This window comes from Pseudomonas sp. 32A, from assembly GCF_052682255.1.
This window is the reverse complement of the sequence record NZ_JBQYLY010000001.1, coordinates 3,313,754-3,330,444: the sequence shown is the minus strand read 5'-3', so window position 1 is coordinate 3,330,444 and position 16,691 is coordinate 3,313,754. Positions and strand designations below refer to the sequence as shown.

Below are 16,691 nucleotides of genomic sequence, written 5' to 3'. Positions count from 1 at the left end.
TTCATGAGTTGCCGTGTTGCTTGAACATAACGCCCTGTAGGAGCGAGCTTGCTCGCGAAGAGCGCTAACGATGACGCGGGCATTCTGAATGAACGCGGCGCTCTCGGGTTTTTCGCGAGCAAGCTCGCTCCTACGGGGCTGGCGGCAAGGTGAACCCCGACACCGAGCGCCGCAACTGACTGGCCATTTTTGCCAGGTTGCCGATGCTCTCGGCAGTGGCCGTGGAACCAGAAGACGTCTGAGTGGTGATCTGCTGAATCACGTTCATCGTCAACGAAATCTGCCCTGCCGACGACGTCTGCTGCTGCGCCGCGTTGGAGATACTCTGGATCAACGCCGCCAGGGTTTTCGACACGCCTTCGATCTCTTCCAGCGCCACGCCGGCGTCCTGGGCCAGCCGCGCACCGCGCACCACTTCGGTGGTGGTCTGTTCCATGGAAATCACGGCTTCGTTGGTGTCCGTCTGGATCGCCCGCACCAGGGTTTCGATCTGTCGGGTCGCCGCCGAAGAACGCTCGGCCAGGCGCTGTACCTCATCGGCCACCACCGCAAAACCGCGCCCGGCATCACCGGCCATGCTCGCCTGGATCGCCGCGTTGAGGGCGAGGATGTTGGTCTGCTCGGCGATGTCGTCAATCAGGCTGACGATGTCGCCAATCTCCTGAGACGACTCCCCCAGGCGCTTGATGCGCTTGGCGGTGTCCTGAATCTGTTCGCGGATGTTGTCCATGCCGTGGATGGTGTTGTGCACCACCTCATTGCCTTTGTTGGCAATCTCTACCGAACGCTCGGCCACTGCCGACGATTCGGCGGCGTTGGCCGACACCTGGTCGATGGACTGGGCCATCTGGTTGATCGCCGTGGACGCTTCGGCAATCTGTTGCGCCTGATGCTCCGACGCTTGGGCCAGGTGCATGGCGGTGGCCTGGGTGTCCTGCACCGCACCAGCCACCTGGCCGGCAGTGAGGTTGATGGTCGCCACCAGGTCGCGCAGTTGGTCCACGGAGTAGTTGATGGAGTCGGCGATGGTGCCGGTGAAGTCTTCGGTGACCGAGGCGGTGACGGTCAGGTCGCCGTCGGCCAGGTCTTCAATCTCGTCCAGCAGGCGCATGATCGCGTTCTGGTTGCGCTCGTTCTTCTCGGCGGTCTCCCGCAACTGGCGGTTGGTCTCGCGGACCATCACCAGGCCGATCAGGATGATCGAGGCCAGCGCCAGCAAGCCCAGCACGTAACCGCCGATGGTGTCGAAGGTGCGCCCGTCGGCCAGGTTTTCAAAACCGGTGGCCAGGTGCGAGGCTTCGTCCAGCAGGGTTTGCGACAGGTTGAAAATATTGCTCGCCGAGGCGCGCACCTGGAACAGCTGCGGCGAGGTCTCGAGGATTTCATCCACCGAGCCGGAGACGAATTCGAACAGCTCGGCGATTTCCGCCAGCCGCGCCCGCGCATCGTGATCTTCAACCTGAGAGATACGCAGCCCGGGGTTGCCCTGGAGCATGCCGTTGAGCACCTGGCCGAAACGGTTGGCATCGCGTCCAAAGGCATCGGCGGCCTGCACGGCGGTTTCGTCGCCCGCCAGCACGGTGTTCACCGCGCCGAGGATGCGTTCGGCCAGCAACGATTGGCGCTGGGCCAACGCCACCTGGCTGGCCGGAGCACCGCGTTGCAGGAGGATGTCGACGACCTTCTCCGACTCCATCTGCAATTGCGGAACGGTTTCCGCCAGGGTCGCGGCCACTTGATGCAGTGACAGCACCGTTTGCTCGCTGGCCAGAATCGCATCGGCGTTTTTCAGCAGCGCTTCCCAGTCAGTCTGCACGGCGCGCATTTCTGCGCGCACGGCGGTGGGTGCGGCAGGCAGGCCGGTGGCCGGGTCGCCTTTTTTCAGGTAACCCCAGCGCTGGGCAAAATCGTTGCGCGCATCCCCCAGCAGCTTGAACGCAGCGGCCTTGCCGGCGGCGGCCTCGGTGGCGTTCTTGGCGATGCGCTGGGACAGCACCCGCAGCTCACCGGCGTGGCCGATGTACTGTTTGTCGTAGGTGGACTGGGTGTTGAGGTAAGCGAAGTTGGCGAACAGCAGCATGATGAACACGATCAGCGCGATAAACAGCACAATGATCTGCGAGCGGCTGCGGGACGCTTCCTGGGGTTTGGCGGGGGTAACGGTACTCATGCGGCAACATCCATGAAGCCTGGAGCCTGGGCCAGGGCGAAGGGGCTGAAGACCTGCCACAGCTGATCGCCGTCGAACTGGCCCTGGATAAACGGCGCGTCGCCTGCGGTGCTCGTCGACAATGCGTCTTGTGCGAAATGCTGCATGCCCACCACCTCGTCCACCAACAGGCCGACAAACACGTCCTGATATTCCACCACCAGCACCCGCCGCTGTTTGCGCGCCACCGACAGGTCAAGGCCGAGGAACCCGCCCAGGTCCATCACCGGCAGCAAGCGCCCACGCAGGTTGGCCACGCCCTTGACCCACGGTTTGACGCCGGGCATCAAGGTGCAGCGCGGTTCGTGCAGCACTTCCGCGACCTCACCCATGGGTGCCACGTACCAGTGCTCACCCAGGCGAAACCCGATCCCGCTCCAGCTGTGCAGCCGGGTTTCCTGGGACGGCAGGTCGGCGGCCAGCAAGCGGCAGCGGCGGTCGATGTCCAGCAGCAGCTCGAAGGCGGTTTGCGACTCGGTCATGGGAACGTGCCGTCAGCCGGCCAGCACCTTGTTCAGGGTGGCGATCAGGGTTTCTTCGTCCACCGGCTTGGTCAGGTAATCCTTGGCGCCCTGGCGCTCGCCCCAGATCTTGTCGGTTTCCTGATCCTTGGTGGTGATGATGATCACCGGGATGTGCCCGGTTTCAGGGTCTTTGGTCAGTTGCCGGGTGGCCTGGAAGCCATTAAGGCCCGGCATGACGATGTCCATCAATACCGCGTCAGGCTTTTCCTGGCGGGCCAGCGCGACGCCGTCGCCGCCGTTCTGGGCCTTGAGGACTTCGTGACCATGCTTTTCGAGCATTTCAGTCAGTTTGTACATTTCAGTCGGCGAGTCGTCGACGATCAGAACACGTGCCATGGTTATCCCCACTTCTTTAGTAGACGCCAGCCCTCGTGGGGCCCTCGTCAGTGTGCTTGTTCTACTGCGGCGAAGCCCGGTACATAGGCCTTGATCGCGCTCAGCAGTTCTTCCTTGCTGAAAGGCTTGGTCAAAAATTGATCAGAACCGACGATGCGCCCCTTGGCCTTGTCGAACAGACCATCCTTGGAAGACAACATGATCACCGGGATCGACTTGAACGCCGGGTTGTTCTTCACCAGCGCGCAGGTCTGATAGCCATCCAGGCGCGGCATCATGATGTCGACAAAGATAATGTGCGGGTGATGGTCAACAATCTTGGCCAGGGCATCGAAACCGTCGATGGCCGTGATGACGTCGCACCCTACGTTCTTCAACAGTGTTTCGGCCGTGCGGCGAATCGTTTTCGAATCGTCGATCACCATCACTTTCAAGGCGTTGGAATGCTGTTCCATATCTGCTCTACCATCGCCACAGCGAATAGGTTTTCGGTGTGTACTGCCTGATGTTGCACAGGACGAGCGTCAAAAGCCTCGGAATTCAAGGGCTGATGTGCCATGGCAGCCTTTTTAGCACAGTCTCAGAACGCAATCTATCGGCCGACCCGCGCGGTGGTTTTTCCTTGACCCACAACAGCCGCAGCGCCACTCTGACGCCACTTTTATGCGCCCTTATTTGCTAGAGGAAATCCCCCATGAGCGTTCGCGTCGGCATTGTCATGGACCCTATCGCCAGCATCTCCTATAAAAAGGACAGCTCGCTGGCCATGCTGCTGGCCGCCCAGGCCCGCGGCTGGAGCCTGTTCTATATGGAGCAGCCGGACCTTTACCAGGGCGACGGTGAAGCGCGGGCGCGGATGCGCCCGCTGCAGGTATTTGCCAACCCTGAGAAGTGGTTCGAGCTGCAAGACGAAATCGACAGCCCCCTGAGCGACCTTGACGTGATCCTGATGCGCAAGGATCCGCCGTTCGACATGGAGTTCGTCTACTCCACCTACCTGCTGGAGCAGGCCGAACGCGCGGGCGTGCTGATCGTCAACAAGCCCCAGAGCCTGCGCGACTGCAATGAAAAGCTGTTCGCCACGCTGTTCCCACAGTGCACACCGCCCACCGTGGTCAGCCGCCGCGCCGATGTGCTGCGTGAATTCGCCGCCAAGCATGGTGATGTGATCCTCAAGCCGCTGGACGGCATGGGCGGCACGTCGATCTTCCGCCACCGCGCGGGCGACCCGAACCTGTCGGTGATCCTGGAAACCCTGACCGCGCTGGGCACCCAGCAGATCATGGGCCAGGCCTACATTCCGGCAATCAAGGACGGCGACAAGCGCATCCTGATGATCGATGGCGAGCCGGTGCCTTATTGCCTGGCGCGCATTCCGGCAGCCGGCGAGACCCGTGGCAACCTGGCAGCCGGTGGCCGGGGTGAAGCCCGCCCGCTGACGGACAAGGATCGCTGGATTGCCGCCCAAGTCGGCCCAACCCTGCGTGAAAAGGGCCTGCTATTTGTAGGACTGGACGTAATTGGCGAGAACCTCACCGAGATCAACGTCACCAGTCCGACCTGTATTCGCGAGATCGACAATGCATTTGGCACGAACATCGGCGAAATGCTGATGGCAGCCATTGCCTCCAAGCTACAAGCCAAGTGACATAGAACAGCCGGACACAAACCAACATTGCGTTATCATGCGCCACCTGTGAAATGCGCGATGTTGGTTTTCTTGTCATGACGCTCCCGCCCGATCTGCCCCCCGAACTCTCCCACAGCGGCGTGCGCCCGGCTGATCGGCTCGGATTTACCCTGTTTCTCGCGGCGTTGATTCACCTGGCGTTGATCCTCGGCCTGGGCTTCACCTTTGCCGAGCCCAAGCAGATCACCAAGACCCTGGAAATCACCCTCGCCACCTTCAAAAGCGAAAAGAAGCCCGAGAAGGCTGATTTTCTCGCCCAGGACAACCAGCAAGGCAGCGGCACCCTCGACAAGAAGGCCGTGCCCAAGACCACCGAAGTGGCGCCGTTCCAGGACAACAAGGTCAATAAGGTCACGCCACCGCCAGCGCCCAAGCCGGAGGTGAAACAGGCTGCACCCAAGGCCGCCGTCACCACCGTCGCGTCCAAACCGCAAAAAGCCCCGACCCAGCGTGAAAAGGCCAAGACCGAACCCACGCCTGCCCCGCCGGCCCCGACGTTTGACAGCTCGCAACTCTCCAGTGAAATCTCCAGCCTGGAAGCCGAACTGGCCCATGAACAACAGCTGTACGCCAAGCGCCCGCGGATCTACCGCCTGAATGCTGCCTCCACCATGCGCGACAAAGGCGCCTGGTATAAGGACGAATGGCGCAAGAAGGTCGAGCGCATCGGCAACCTGAACTACCCGGACGAAGCCCGCCGCCAGCAGATCTACGGCAATTTGCGACTGCTGGTGTCGATCAACCGCGACGGCACCTTGTACGAAGTGCAGGTACTGGAGTCCTCCGGCCAACCGCTGCTGGACCAGGCGGCGCAACGCATCGTGCGCCTGGCGGCGCCTTTTGCGCCGTTTACCGGGGACTTGAACGACATCGACCGCCTGGAAATCATACGCACCTGGCGCTTTGCCAAAGGTGATCGGCTGTCCAGTAACTAACCCTGCTCTGTGTAGGAGCGAGCTTGCTCGCGAAGGTCGTAAACGATAACGCGGGCTTTCTGGCTTAACCCGGCGCTCTCAGGTTTTTCGCGAGCAAGCTCGCTCCTACAGAGAATCAACACGCCAAACCAATTCCTGCGCATCCTCAGCTTGTCAGTTCGCCCCTCCAACGCCACACTAGCGGACATGAAAAATGTCAGCCCGACCTACCTCAAGCACCAATTCCTGATCGCCATGCCCCATATGGCCGACCCGAACTTTGCGCAGACCTTGACCTACATCGTCGAGCACACCGCCAATGGTGCGATGGGGTTGGTGGTCAACCGCCCGCAAGACCTGAACCTGGCCGATATCCTCGAGCAACTGCGACCGGACATCGACCCGCCAGCCAACTGCCAGCACGTACCGATCTACATCGGCGGGCCGGTGCAGACTGACCGGGGTTTTGTGCTGCACCCCACCGGGCCGAAATTCCAGGCGACTGTGGACCTTGAAGGGCTGTCGCTTTCCACTTCCCAGGATGTGTTGTTCGCCATCGCCGATGGCATCGGGCCTGATCAAAGCGTGATCACCCTGGGCTACGCCGGTTGGGAAGCCGGGCAACTGGAGGCGGAGCTGGCGAGCAATGCCTGGCTGACCTGCCCGTTCGATGCCGACATCCTGTTCAACACCCCCAGCGAACTGCGCCTGGAAGCGGCGGCCGCCAAGCTGCGGGTCAACCTCAGCCTGCTGACCAGCCAGGCGGGGCACGCCTGATGACCTTGCGTCTGATCCTCGGTTTTGATTACGGCACCAAACAGATCGGCGTTGCCGTCGGCCAGGTTATTACCGGCCAGGCCCGCGAGCTGTGCACCTTGAAAGCCCAGAACGGCGTGCCGGACTGGAACCAGGTCGAAGCCCTGATCAAGGAGTGGAAGCCCGACGCCGTCGTGGTCGGCCTGCCCTTGAACATGGACGGCACCCCGAGCGAGATGTGCCTGCGGGCCGAAAAGTTCGCCCGCCGCCTGAATGGCCGCTACAACCTGCCCTTCTATACCCACGATGAACGCCTGACCACCTTTGAAGCCAAGGGCGAGCGCCGCGACCGTGGCGGGCAGAAAGGCAGCTACCGCGACAACCCGGTGGATGCCATCGCTGCGGCCCTGCTGTTGCAGGGCTGGCTGGATGAAAACACCGCTTTATTTGAATCCTGAATTGCCGCATTGCTTTTTGTAGGAGCGAGCTTGCTCGCGAAAAACGTCAACGATTACGCGCGCGTCCAGTGACGCACGCGGTGCCTGTGAGTTCTTCGCGAGCAAGCTCGCTCCTACAGTGTCTTTTACGTTTGAGCCCGGACCTTGCCTGCGCAAGGCCTTGAAGGAGCCACCATGAGCCTGCCCAATCCCGCCGACCTGATCAGCCAGATGGCGATCCGCCTCAAGGCGCACTTGGAACACCGCGTCATCAGCGAGCCGCGTTTTATCGGCATTCGTACCGGTGGCGTATGGGTGGCCCAGGCGCTCCTGGAAGAACTGGGCAGCGACTCGCCCCTCGGCACCCTCGATGTGTCCTTTTACCGCGACGACTTCAGCCAGAACGGCCTGCACCCGCAAGTGCGCCCTTCGGCCCTGCCGTTCGAGATCGAAGGCCAGCACCTGGTGCTGATCGATGACGTCCTGATGAGCGGTCGTACCATCCGCGCCGCCCTGAACGAACTGTTCGACTATGGCCGCCCGGCCAGCGTGACGCTGGTCTGCCTGCTGGACCTGGATGCCGGCGAATTGCCGATCAGCCCGGACGTGGTCGGCGCCACCCTGTCCCTGGAAGCCCACCAGCGGGTAAAATTGTCCGGTCCCACGCCGCTCGAACTCGAACTGCAAGACCTTGCCCTTTAAACCGCCTTGTAAAGAGTCCCCGCGATGACGCCTCTAGATGCCAAGCGCCCGCTGCAGCTCAATGCTCAGGGCCAGCTGCAACACTTCCTGTCCCTCGACGGCTTGCCCCGCGAACTGCTCACCGAAATCCTCGACACGGCCGACTCGTTCCTCGAAGTCGGCGGCCGGGCAGTGAAAAAAGTCCCGCTGTTGCGCGGCAAGACCATCTGCAACGTGTTCTTCGAGAACTCGACCCGCACCCGTACCACCTTTGAGCTGGCGGCCCAGCGCCTGTCGGCTGACGTGATCACGCTGAACGTGTCGACCTCGTCGGCGAGCAAGGGCGAAACCCTGCTCGACACCCTGCGCAACCTGGAAGCCATGGCCGCCGATATGTTCGTGGTGCGCCACGGCGACTCCGGCGCTGCGCACTTCATCGCCGAACACGTGTGCCCGAACGTGGCGATCATCAACGGCGGCGACGGCCGTCACGCCCACCCGACCCAGGGCATGCTCGACATGCTGACGATCCGCCGGCACAAGGGCAGCTTCGAAAACCTCTCGGTGGCCATCGTTGGCGACATCCTGCACTCGCGGGTAGCGCGCTCGAATATGCTGGCCCTGAAGGCCCTGGGTTGCCCGGACATCCGCGTGATCGCCCCCAAAACCCTGCTGCCGATCGGCATCGAGCAGTACGGCGTGAAGGTCTACACCGACATGGCCGAAGGCCTGAAGGATGTGGACGTGGTGATCATGCTGCGCCTGCAGCGCGAGCGCATGGCGGGCGGCCTGTTGCCGAGCGAAGGCGAGTTCTATCGCCTGTTCGGCCTGACCACCGCGCGCCTGGCCGGCGCCAAGCCGGATGCCATCGTGATGCACCCGGGGCCGATCAACCGTGGCGTGGAGATTGAGTCGGCAGTGGCCGACGGCGCGCAGTCGGTGATTCTCAACCAGGTGACCTACGGCATCGCCGTCCGCATGGCCGTGTTGTCCATGGCCATGAGCGGGCAAACCGCACAACGTCAATTCGAGCAGGAGAACGCCCAGTGAAGCTCAGCATTCTCGGCGCCCGAGTCATCGATCCGGCCAGCGGCCTGGATCAAGTCACCGATCTGCACCTGGAAGCCGGCAAGATCATTGCCATCGGCGCCGCACCCGCAGGCTTCAGCGCCAGTGAAACCATCGACGCCAAAGGCCTGATCGCCGCGCCCGGGCTGGTGGACCTGAACGTCGCCCTGCGCGAACCGGGTTACAGCCGCAAAGGCAGCATCGCCAGCGAAACCCGCGCCGCCGCAGCCGGCGGCGTCACCAGCCTGTGCTGCCCGCCCCACACCAAGCCGGTGCTGGACACCTCGGCCGTGACCGAGCTGATCCTCGACCGCGCCCGCGAAGCCGGCAACTGCAAAGTGTTCCCCATCGGCGCCCTGAGCAAAGGCCTGGACGGCGAACAGTTGGCCGAGCTGATCGCCTTGCGCGACGCCGGCTGCGTGGCCTTCGGCAACGGTCTGGAGAGCTTTCGCAGCACCCGCACCCTGTGCCGCGCCCTGGAATATGCAGCGACCTTCGACCTGACCGTGATTTTCCACTCCCAGGACCGCGACCTGGCCGAAGGTGGCCTGGCCCACGAAGGCGCCACCGCGAGCTTCCTTGGCCTGCCGGGCATCCCGGAAACCGCCGAGACCGTGGCCCTGGCCCGGGACCTGCTGCTGGTGGAGCAAAGCGGCGTACGCGCGCACTTCAGCCAACTGACCAGCGCTCGGGGCGTGGCCCTGATTGCTCAGGCCCAGGCTCGCGGTTTGCCGGTGACAGCGGATGTGGCGTTGTATCAGCTGATTTTGACGGACGAGGCGCTGATCGACTTCTCCAGCCTGTATCACGTGCAGCCGCCCCTGCGTACCCGCGCTGACCGTGACGGTTTGCGGGCAGCGGTGAAGTCCGGGGTGGTTTCGGCGATTTCCAGCCATCACCAACCCCACGAGCGGGACGCCAAGCTGGCGCCGTTCGGTGCGACGGAACCGGGTATCAGCAGCGTCGAGCTGTTGCTGCCGCTGGCAATGACATTGGTGGAGGATGGCTTGCTGGACCTGCCGACGCTGCTGGCACGCCTCAGTGCGGGCCCTGCCGAGGCGCTGCGCCTGCCGGCGGGCAAGTTGGCGGTGGGTTCGGCGGCGGACCTGGTGCTGTTTGATCCGGCCAGTTCCACGATTGCCGGGGAACACTGGCTGTCCAAGGGCGAGAACTGCCCGTTCATTGGTCATAGCCTGCCGGCGACTGTGCGGTACACCCTGGTGGATGGGCGGATCAGCTACCAGGCTTAAATCCGATCCAGAGTGGGCACAGTCAATGTGGGAGCGGGCTTGCTCGCGAAAGCGGTGGGTCAGTCAATAGAGATGTCGACTGACACATCGCATTCGCGAGCAAGCCCGCTCCCACATTTGGATCTCCACAAATCTTATCGACCGCCGCTGCGCTCGGCATTACGGATCGAAACCTGTGTATTCAGCGTCCAGAAGTCATACAGCACGCCGATCAGGAATAACCCGCCGGTCAGCAAGTAAACGATCCCGCTGATCCATTTGCCCTGATACATGCGGTGCAACCCGAACACACCCAGGAACGCCAACAGAATCCAGGCCACGTTGTATTCAATCGGCCCGGCCGTAAATCGCAGGTCCGCTTCCCGGTCCATTGCCGGAATCAGGAACAAGTCGATCAGCCAGCCAATCCCGAACAAACCGAAGGTGAAAAACCAGATCGTCCCGGTCACCGGCTTGCCGTAATAAAAGCGGTGAGCACCGGTAAAACCGAAAATCCAGAGCAGGTAACCGATCACCTTGCTGTGGGTGTCTTGCTGCGAAACATCCTGTCGATAGGTGTTCATGGAGTACCTCTTTCGCCTCGATAGATAAATTTTTTCATTTTCTTTGTGACTTTTTTACGGGCGCCCGACGCACGGCAAATGGTATCTTCCCTCCCGCAAAGCCTTATGCCACCTGACCTGAGTCGGACAATAGCGACAATTCGTCGCGTTTTTCCTGAATTTGACCCCAGGGTTCAGTCGACAAACGGCCTTAGAACGACACTAAAACCTGTTATAAAGTTGCGCGCAAACCAAAAAGAGCCACGCCTAATGCGACCATTTTTCAAGACATGGCTAACCATTTGCCTATTAATGCCACTGGCCGCCCACGCCACCAATCGTGAGCAACGACTTCCAAACGTTAATGGTTTCACCCCTAAAGTTCACGCCACTACCAGCTCCGCCAAATCGGTAAAGCTGACCGTGAAGCGCCCGACTCAACTGAGCAAGGCCAACGGCAAGGCAGTTCCAGGGTTGATGGCCGTCAACACCAAGCAAAGCAGCAACGTCCTCAGCCGCGCCGTCAACGTGCTCGGTACTCCTTATCGTTGGGGCGGCAGCAGCCCAAGTAAAGGGTTCGACTGCAGTGGTTTGGTGAAATATGCGTTTAACGACGTAAAAGCCGTGGATTTGCCGCGCACTTCCAACGCCATGGCCGCCGGCCACGGGCAAAAGGTTGAGCGCAAGGACTTGAAACCGGGCGACCTGCTGTTCTTCAAACTGAAGAGCCGCCAGGTGAACCACGTTGCCATTTACCTGGGCAACGACCGCTTTATCCACGCACCGCGTCGTGGCAAGTCCGTTAGCATCGATACCCTGAAGAAGCCGTTCTGGGACAAGAACTACGTGATTGCCAAGCGTGTCCTGCCTAAAGAGCAGAACAATCTGCGGATTGTGCAGCGCTGATTGATCGTTCCCACGCTCTGCGTGGGAATGCTTCACTGGACGCTCCGCGTCCGCTCTTGTGACGCAGAGCGTCACGGGCTGCGTTCCCACGCAGAGCGTGGGAACGATCATGATCTTAAATATCCCCGGGCACCCTCGCCTTCTCCCGCGCATGCTCCCGGCTGATCAGCCCCAGGCTGACCAACGCCTTCAAACTCATGTCCAGCGTCGTCATCCCCAGCGCCCCACCCGTCTGGATCGCCGAATACATCTGCGCCACCTTGTCCTCGCGGATCAAGTTACGAATCGCCGGCGTGCCGAGCATGATTTCGTGAGCCGCCACCCGCCCGCCGCCGACTTTCTTCACCAGCACCTGGGACACCACCGCCTGCAATGACTCCGAGAGCATCGAGCGGACCATGGCCTTTTCCCCTTCCGGAAACACATCCACCACTCGATCCACGGTTTTAGCCGCCGACGTGGTGTGCAATGTGCCGAACACCAGGTGCCCGGTTTCCGCCGCCGTCAGTGCGAGCCGAATGGTTTCCAGGTCCCGCAATTCGCCCACCAGGATCACATCCGGGTCCTCCCGCAATGCCGAACGCAGGGCGGTCGAGAAGCTGTGGGTGTCGCGATGCACCTGCCGCTGGTTGATCAGGGCGCTTTTCGGTTGATGGATAAATTCGATAGGGTCTTCAAGGGTGAGGATGTGCTGGCGACGATGGGTGTTGAGGTAATCGATCATTGCCGCCAGGGTGGTGGACTTGCCGGAACCGGTCGGCCCGGTGACCAGTACCAGCCCTCGGGGCAGGTCCGCGATGCGCCGGAACACCTCGCCCAACCCCAGGCTTTCCAGGCTCTGCACCGTCGAGGGGATGGTGCGAAACACCGCGCCCATGCCCCGGTGCTGCTGGAACACATTTACCCGAAACCGCGCCACCTCGGGCAACTCGAAGGCAAAATCCGTTTCAAGAGATGTTTCGAAATCCTTTTGCTGATGATTGTTCAGCAAAGGGCTGAGTAACTCCGCCACCTGCGTAGGGAGCAGCACCGGCCAATCGAGGGGCCAGACCTCGCCATCAACTCGCAGCATCGGCGCCAACCCGGCCGACAGATGCAGGTCCGAGGCCCGCCGGCGTAAGCCGGCAGCCAGCAGTTCAGTGATATCCATAGGGCTTTCCATTTCCAGTAGAATGCCGCGGACTCCATATCCACGGGCGCAACTTGAATGTCGACCATAGCAGACAACATCAGCCTGGTTTCCGAGCGGATCCGAGCCGCGGCCCAAGCCTCGCAACGCGACGCAGACAGCGTGCACCTGTTGGCCGTGAGCAAGACCAAACCCGCACAGGCCATACGCGAGGCCTATGCCGCCGGGATGCGTGAATTTGGCGAGAACTATCTGCAGGAAGCCCTGGGCAAACAGGCCGAATTAACCGACCTGCCCTTGAGTTGGCACTTCATCGGCCCCATTCAATCGAACAAGACTCGCGCGATCGCCGAGAACTTCGCTTGGGTGCATTCCGTGGACCGCCTGAAAATCGCACAACGCCTGTCCGAGCAACGCCCGGCTGACCTGCCGCCGCTGAATATCTGCATTCAGGTCAACGTCAGTGGCGAAGCCAGCAAGTCCGGCTGTACACCCGCCGACCTGCCCGCCCTGGCCGAAGCCATCAGCGCCCTGCCGCGCCTGAAGCTGCGCGGTTTGATGGCGATCCCCGAGCCAACCGACGACCGCGCAGAACAGGACGCAGCCTTCGCGACCGTACGCGACCTGCAAGCGAGCCTGAACCTGGGGCTCGACACACTTTCCATGGGCATGAGCCATGACCTTGAGTCGGCCATCGCCCAAGGGGCCACCTGGGTGCGGATCGGTACCGCGCTGTTTGGTGCCCGCGACTACGGCCAGCCGTGAAATGGCTGACATCCATCTGAGTAAGGACCTGTCATGAGCAACACGCGTATTGCCTTTATCGGCGCCGGTAACATGGCGGCCAGCCTGATCGGCGGCCTGCGGGCCAAGGGCCTGGAAGCACAACAGATTCGCGCCAGCGACCCGGGCGCCGACACGCGCTCCCGCGTCAGCGCCGAGCACGGCATCGACACCTTCGCCGACAACGCAGAAGCGATTGAAGGCGTGGACGTGGTGGTGCTGGCGGTCAAGCCACAAGCCATGAAAGCCGTGTGCGAAAGCCTGCGCCCCAGCCTCAAGCCCCATCAACTGGTAGTGTCCATCGCCGCCGGCATCACTTGCGCCAGCATGACCCACTGGCTCGGCGCCCAGCCGATTGTGCGTTGCATGCCCAACACCCCGGCGCTGCTGCGCAAGGGCGTGAGCGGCTTGTACGCCACCTCCGAAGTCACTGCCCAACAGCGTGATCAGGCACAAGAGCTGCTGTCCGCCGTGGGTATCGCCGTGTGGCTGGAACACGAGCAGCAACTGGACGCTGTCACCGCCGTGTCCGGCAGTGGCCCGGCGTATTTCTTCCTGCTGATCGAGGCCATGACCGCCGCTGGCGTGAAACTCGGCCTGCCACAGGAAGTCGCCGAGCAATTGGCCGAGCAAACCGCACTGGGTGCCGCGCAGATGGCCGTGTCCAGTGATGTCGACGCCGCCGAACTGCGCCGTCGCGTAACCTCGCCGGGCGGTACTACCCAAGCGGCAATCGAATCGTTCCAGGCCGGGGGCTTTGAAGCCCTGGTGGAAAAAGCACTGGGTGCCGCAGCACATCGTTCGGCCGAAATGGCCGAGCAGCTGGGCAAATAGTCGTCCCCCACATAGGAATCAAACATGCTCGGAATCAATGACGCTGCCATTTTCATCATCCAGACCCTGGGCAGCCTGTACCTGCTGATTGTGCTGATGCGTTTTATCCTGCAACTGGTGCGGGCGAACTTCTACAACCCGCTGTGCCAGTTCGTGGTGAAGGCCACGCAACCGCTGCTCAAGCCACTGCGCCGGGTGATCCCGAGCATGTTCGGCCTGGACATGTCCTCGCTGGTGCTGGCGCTGCTGCTGCAGATCCTGCTGTTCGCGGTCATCCTGTTGCTCAACGGCTACCAGGCCACCACGCTGCTGTTGCTGCCGTGGGCCTTGATCGGGATTTTCTCGCTGTTTTTGAAGATCATTTTCTGGTCGATGATCATCAGCGTGATCCTCTCGTGGGTCGCTCCCGGTAGCCGCAGCCCTGGCGCAGAGTTGGTGGGGCAGATCACTGAACCGGTGCTGGCACCGTTCCGTCGCCTGATACCGAACCTGGGTGGCCTGGATATCTCGCCGATCTTCGCGTTTATCGCGATTCAGCTGCTGCAAAGCTGGGTGATTCCGCGCCTGGCTTTCTACGCGTTCATGCCCAAAGAACTGTTCGGTCTGATCTGACGACAATGTGGCGAGGGAGCTTGCTCCCGCTGGGCTGCGCAGCAGTCCCAAAAAGGCCGACCGCGTTGCATCTGCAAAATCGCGGCAGCCGGACTGGGACCGCTTCGCGCTCCAGCGGGAGCAAGCTCCCTCGCCACAAAAGCCTTAAAAACACCAGCAGCCGGCCTTTGCTTGCCGCTGGGTGCAGCGGTCTTTAGACTTACGCCTCATTTAAACGAGAGCAGGGTCGATGCCAGCTGCCTTCCCCCCCGATTCTGTTGGACTGGTCGTGCCCCAAGTGGCGCACTTCAGCGAACCGCTGGCCCTGGCCTGCGGCCGTTCGCTGCCCGCCTACGACCTGATCTATGAAACCTACGGCCAACTGAACGCCACGGGCAGCAATGCCGTGCTGATCTGCCACGCCTTGTCCGGCCATCACCACGCTGCTGGGTTCCACAGCATGGACGAGCGCAAGCCCGGCTGGTGGGACAGCTGCATCGGCCCGGGCAAACCGATCGACACCAACAAGTTCTTCGTGGTCAGCCTGAACAACCTCGGCGGCTGCAACGGTTCCACTGGCCCCAGCAGCCTCAACCCGGAAACCGGAAAACCGTTTGGCGCTGATTTCCCGGTACTGACCGTGGAAGACTGGGTGCACAGCCAGGCGCGCCTGGCCGACGTACTGGGCATCGCCCAATGGGCCGCCGTGATCGGCGGCAGCCTGGGCGGCATGCAGGCCCTGCAATGGACCATCACCTACCCGGACCGCGTGCGCCATTGCCTGGCCATCGCCTCGGCCCCCAAGCTGTCGGCGCAGAACATCGCCTTCAACGAAGTGGCGCGCCAGGCGATCCTCACCGACCCGGAGTTCCACGGCGGTTCGTTCCAGGAAGCCGGCGTGATCCCCAAGCGCGGGCTGATGCTCGCGCGCATGGTCGGGCACATCACTTACCTTTCGGATGACTCCATGGGCGAGAAATTCGGCCGTGGCCTCAAGAGCGAGAAGCTCAACTACGACTTCCACAGCGTCGAGTTCCAGGTCGAGAGCTACCTGCGTTATCAAGGCGAGGAGTTTTCCGGGCGTTTCGACGCCAACACCTACCTGCTGATGACCAAGGCCCTGGACTACTTCGACCCGGCGGCGAACTTCGACGACGACCTGGCGCGCACCTTCGAGGCGGCCACCGCCAAGTTCTGCGTGATGTCGTTCACCACCGACTGGCGCTTCTCCCCGGCCCGCTCGCGGGAACTAGTGGATGCGCTGATGGCCGCGAAGAAAGACGTCTGCTACCTGGAGATCGACGCACCGCAAGGCCACGACGCCTTTCTGATCCCGATCCCGCGTTACTTGCAGGCCTTTAGCAATTACATGAACCGAATAGCGCTTATATGAATTGCTTACGCTTTGGGAGAACGCCATGAGAGCCGACCTGGAAATCATCCAAGACTGGATCCCCGCCGGCAGCCGCGTGCTCGACCTCGGTTGCGGCGATGGCGAACTGCTGAGCTGGCTGCGCGACAACAAGCAAGTCACCGGCTATGGCCTGGAAAACGACCCGGACAACATCGCCCAGTGCGTGGCCAAGGGCATCAACGTAATCGAGCAGGACCTGGACAAGGGCCTCGGCAACTTTGCCAGCAACAGCTTCGACATCGTGGTCATGACCCAGGCACTGCAAGCCGTGCACTACCCGGACCGGATCCTCGACGAAATGTTGCGGGTCGGCCGCCAGTGCATTATCACCTTCCCCAATTTCGGCCACTGGCGCTGCCGCTGGTACCTGGCCACCAAGGGCCGCATGCCGGTGTCGGATTTCCTGCCCTACACCTGGTACAACACGCCCAACATCCACTTCTGCACCTTCGAAGACTTCGAAGCGCTGTGCAGCGAGCGCGAAGCCAAAGTCATCAACCGTCTTGCGGTCGATCAACAGCACCGTCACGGCTGGGCGAGTAAGCTATGGCCCAACCTGCTGGGTGAGATCGGGATCTACCGGGTCAGCAGCCCGGGCCTGACGGACCACCAGGTTGCCGTCTAACC

Annotated in this window: 19 protein-coding genes; 13 read left to right on the top strand and 6 right to left on the bottom strand. The window is 61.8% G+C overall.

The genetic code is table 11. From position 1 onward, the window contains the following. Positions 1-130: 130 nt before the first annotated feature. From ACUN0G_RS15160 to pilG, 4 genes are read right to left on the bottom strand one after another with little or no spacing between them, the layout of a single operon-like run. The gene (locus ACUN0G_RS15160) at positions 131-2,170 is read right to left on the bottom strand and encodes a methyl-accepting chemotaxis protein (RefSeq protein ID WP_258342633.1); all 2,040 of its coding nucleotides are present in this window, start codon (positions 2,168-2,170) and stop codon (positions 131-133) included. Then, complete coding sequence (locus ACUN0G_RS15155) at positions 2,167-2,691, bottom strand: chemotaxis protein CheW (protein ID WP_177025598.1); 525 nt, start codon at positions 2,689-2,691, stop codon at positions 2,167-2,169. The genes ACUN0G_RS15160 and ACUN0G_RS15155 overlap by 4 nt, the downstream gene beginning before the upstream one ends. A 12-nt stretch (positions 2,692-2,703) precedes the next feature. Next, positions 2,704-3,069: a twitching motility response regulator PilH gene (gene pilH, locus ACUN0G_RS15150; protein WP_017476512.1), complete on the bottom strand. Its 366-nt coding sequence runs from the start codon at positions 3,067-3,069 to the stop codon at positions 2,704-2,706. A 47-nt stretch (positions 3,070-3,116) separates the two neighbouring features. Then, positions 3,117-3,524, bottom strand: coding sequence for a twitching motility response regulator PilG (pilG, locus tag ACUN0G_RS15145; RefSeq protein WP_003213736.1), 408 nt, complete (start codon positions 3,522-3,524; stop codon positions 3,117-3,119). A gap of 239 nt (positions 3,525-3,763) precedes the next feature. Between pilG and gshB the strand changes: the two genes are divergently transcribed. From gshB to ACUN0G_RS15110, 7 genes are all read left to right on the top strand, one after another. After that, entirely contained in the window at positions 3,764-4,717 is a 954-nt protein-coding gene (gene gshB, locus ACUN0G_RS15140) for a glutathione synthase (RefSeq protein WP_010167673.1), read from the top strand. 77 nt (positions 4,718-4,794) lie between these two features. Beyond that, a complete protein-coding gene (locus tag ACUN0G_RS15135) occupies positions 4,795-5,694 on the top strand; it encodes an energy transducer TonB (protein WP_445573746.1) in 900 nt (299 codons plus the stop codon). Between the two features lie 186 nt (positions 5,695-5,880). Continuing rightward, positions 5,881-6,450 (top strand): YqgE/AlgH family protein, encoded by a 570-nt coding sequence (locus ACUN0G_RS15130; protein WP_258342638.1) that lies wholly within the window; start codon positions 5,881-5,883, stop codon positions 6,448-6,450. Then, positions 6,450-6,887, top strand: a complete 438-nt coding sequence (gene ruvX, locus ACUN0G_RS15125) for a Holliday junction resolvase RuvX (protein ID WP_445573745.1) — start codon at positions 6,450-6,452, stop codon at positions 6,885-6,887. The genes ACUN0G_RS15130 and ruvX overlap by 1 nt, the downstream gene beginning before the upstream one ends. 174 nt (positions 6,888-7,061) lie before the next feature. Next, positions 7,062-7,568, top strand: a complete 507-nt coding sequence (pyrR, locus tag ACUN0G_RS15120; RefSeq protein WP_445573744.1) for a bifunctional pyr operon transcriptional regulator/uracil phosphoribosyltransferase PyrR — start codon at positions 7,062-7,064, stop codon at positions 7,566-7,568. 24 nt (positions 7,569-7,592) lie between these two features. Continuing rightward, the gene (locus tag ACUN0G_RS15115) at positions 7,593-8,597 is read left to right on the top strand and encodes an aspartate carbamoyltransferase catalytic subunit (protein WP_167664094.1); all 1,005 of its coding nucleotides are present in this window, start codon (positions 7,593-7,595) and stop codon (positions 8,595-8,597) included. After that, on the top strand, positions 8,594-9,865 hold the full coding sequence (locus tag ACUN0G_RS15110; RefSeq protein WP_063026517.1) for a dihydroorotase: 1,272 nt from the start codon (positions 8,594-8,596) through the stop codon (positions 9,863-9,865). Before ACUN0G_RS15115 ends, ACUN0G_RS15110 begins: the two co-directional genes overlap by 4 nt. Before the next feature lie 134 nt (positions 9,866-9,999). Here the strand turns inward: ACUN0G_RS15110 and ACUN0G_RS15105 are convergent, their stop codons facing one another. Beyond that, positions 10,000-10,428: an NINE protein gene (locus ACUN0G_RS15105; protein WP_076012988.1), complete on the bottom strand. Its 429-nt coding sequence runs from the start codon at positions 10,426-10,428 to the stop codon at positions 10,000-10,002. A 249-nt stretch (positions 10,429-10,677) separates the two neighbouring features. Here ACUN0G_RS15105 and ACUN0G_RS15100 point away from each other — a divergent pair, with 249 nt between their 5' ends. After that, on the top strand, positions 10,678-11,313 hold the full coding sequence (locus ACUN0G_RS15100) for a C40 family peptidase (protein WP_076012989.1): 636 nt from the start codon (positions 10,678-10,680) through the stop codon (positions 11,311-11,313). Positions 11,314-11,428: 115 nt separating this feature from the next. Here the strand turns inward: ACUN0G_RS15100 and ACUN0G_RS15095 are convergent, their stop codons facing one another. Next, positions 11,429-12,463, bottom strand: a complete 1,035-nt coding sequence (locus tag ACUN0G_RS15095) for a type IV pilus twitching motility protein PilT (protein WP_445573743.1) — start codon at positions 12,461-12,463, stop codon at positions 11,429-11,431. A gap of 57 nt (positions 12,464-12,520) precedes the next feature. Between ACUN0G_RS15095 and ACUN0G_RS15090 the strand changes: the two genes are divergently transcribed. From ACUN0G_RS15090 to metW, 5 genes are all read left to right on the top strand, one after another. Next, on the top strand, positions 12,521-13,207 hold the full coding sequence (locus ACUN0G_RS15090) for a YggS family pyridoxal phosphate-dependent enzyme (protein ID WP_076012991.1): 687 nt from the start codon (positions 12,521-12,523) through the stop codon (positions 13,205-13,207). A 33-nt stretch (positions 13,208-13,240) separates the two neighbouring features. After that, on the top strand, positions 13,241-14,059 hold the full coding sequence (proC, locus tag ACUN0G_RS15085; RefSeq protein ID WP_258342643.1) for a pyrroline-5-carboxylate reductase: 819 nt from the start codon (positions 13,241-13,243) through the stop codon (positions 14,057-14,059). Positions 14,060-14,083: 24 nt separating this feature from the next. Beyond that, positions 14,084-14,671 carry a YggT family protein gene (locus ACUN0G_RS15080; protein ID WP_017476523.1) on the top strand — a complete coding sequence of 196 codons (588 nt, stop codon included), beginning with the start codon at positions 14,084-14,086 and terminating at the stop codon, positions 14,669-14,671. A 229-nt stretch (positions 14,672-14,900) separates the two neighbouring features. Continuing rightward, positions 14,901-16,043 carry a homoserine O-succinyltransferase MetX gene (gene metX, locus ACUN0G_RS15075; protein WP_330564742.1) on the top strand — a complete coding sequence of 381 codons (1,143 nt, stop codon included), beginning with the start codon at positions 14,901-14,903 and terminating at the stop codon, positions 16,041-16,043. A gap of 25 nt (positions 16,044-16,068) precedes the next feature. Further along, positions 16,069-16,689 (top strand): methionine biosynthesis protein MetW, encoded by a 621-nt coding sequence (gene metW / locus ACUN0G_RS15070; protein WP_421525189.1) that lies wholly within the window; start codon positions 16,069-16,071, stop codon positions 16,687-16,689. The last annotated feature ends 2 nt before the right edge of the window (positions 16,690-16,691 follow it).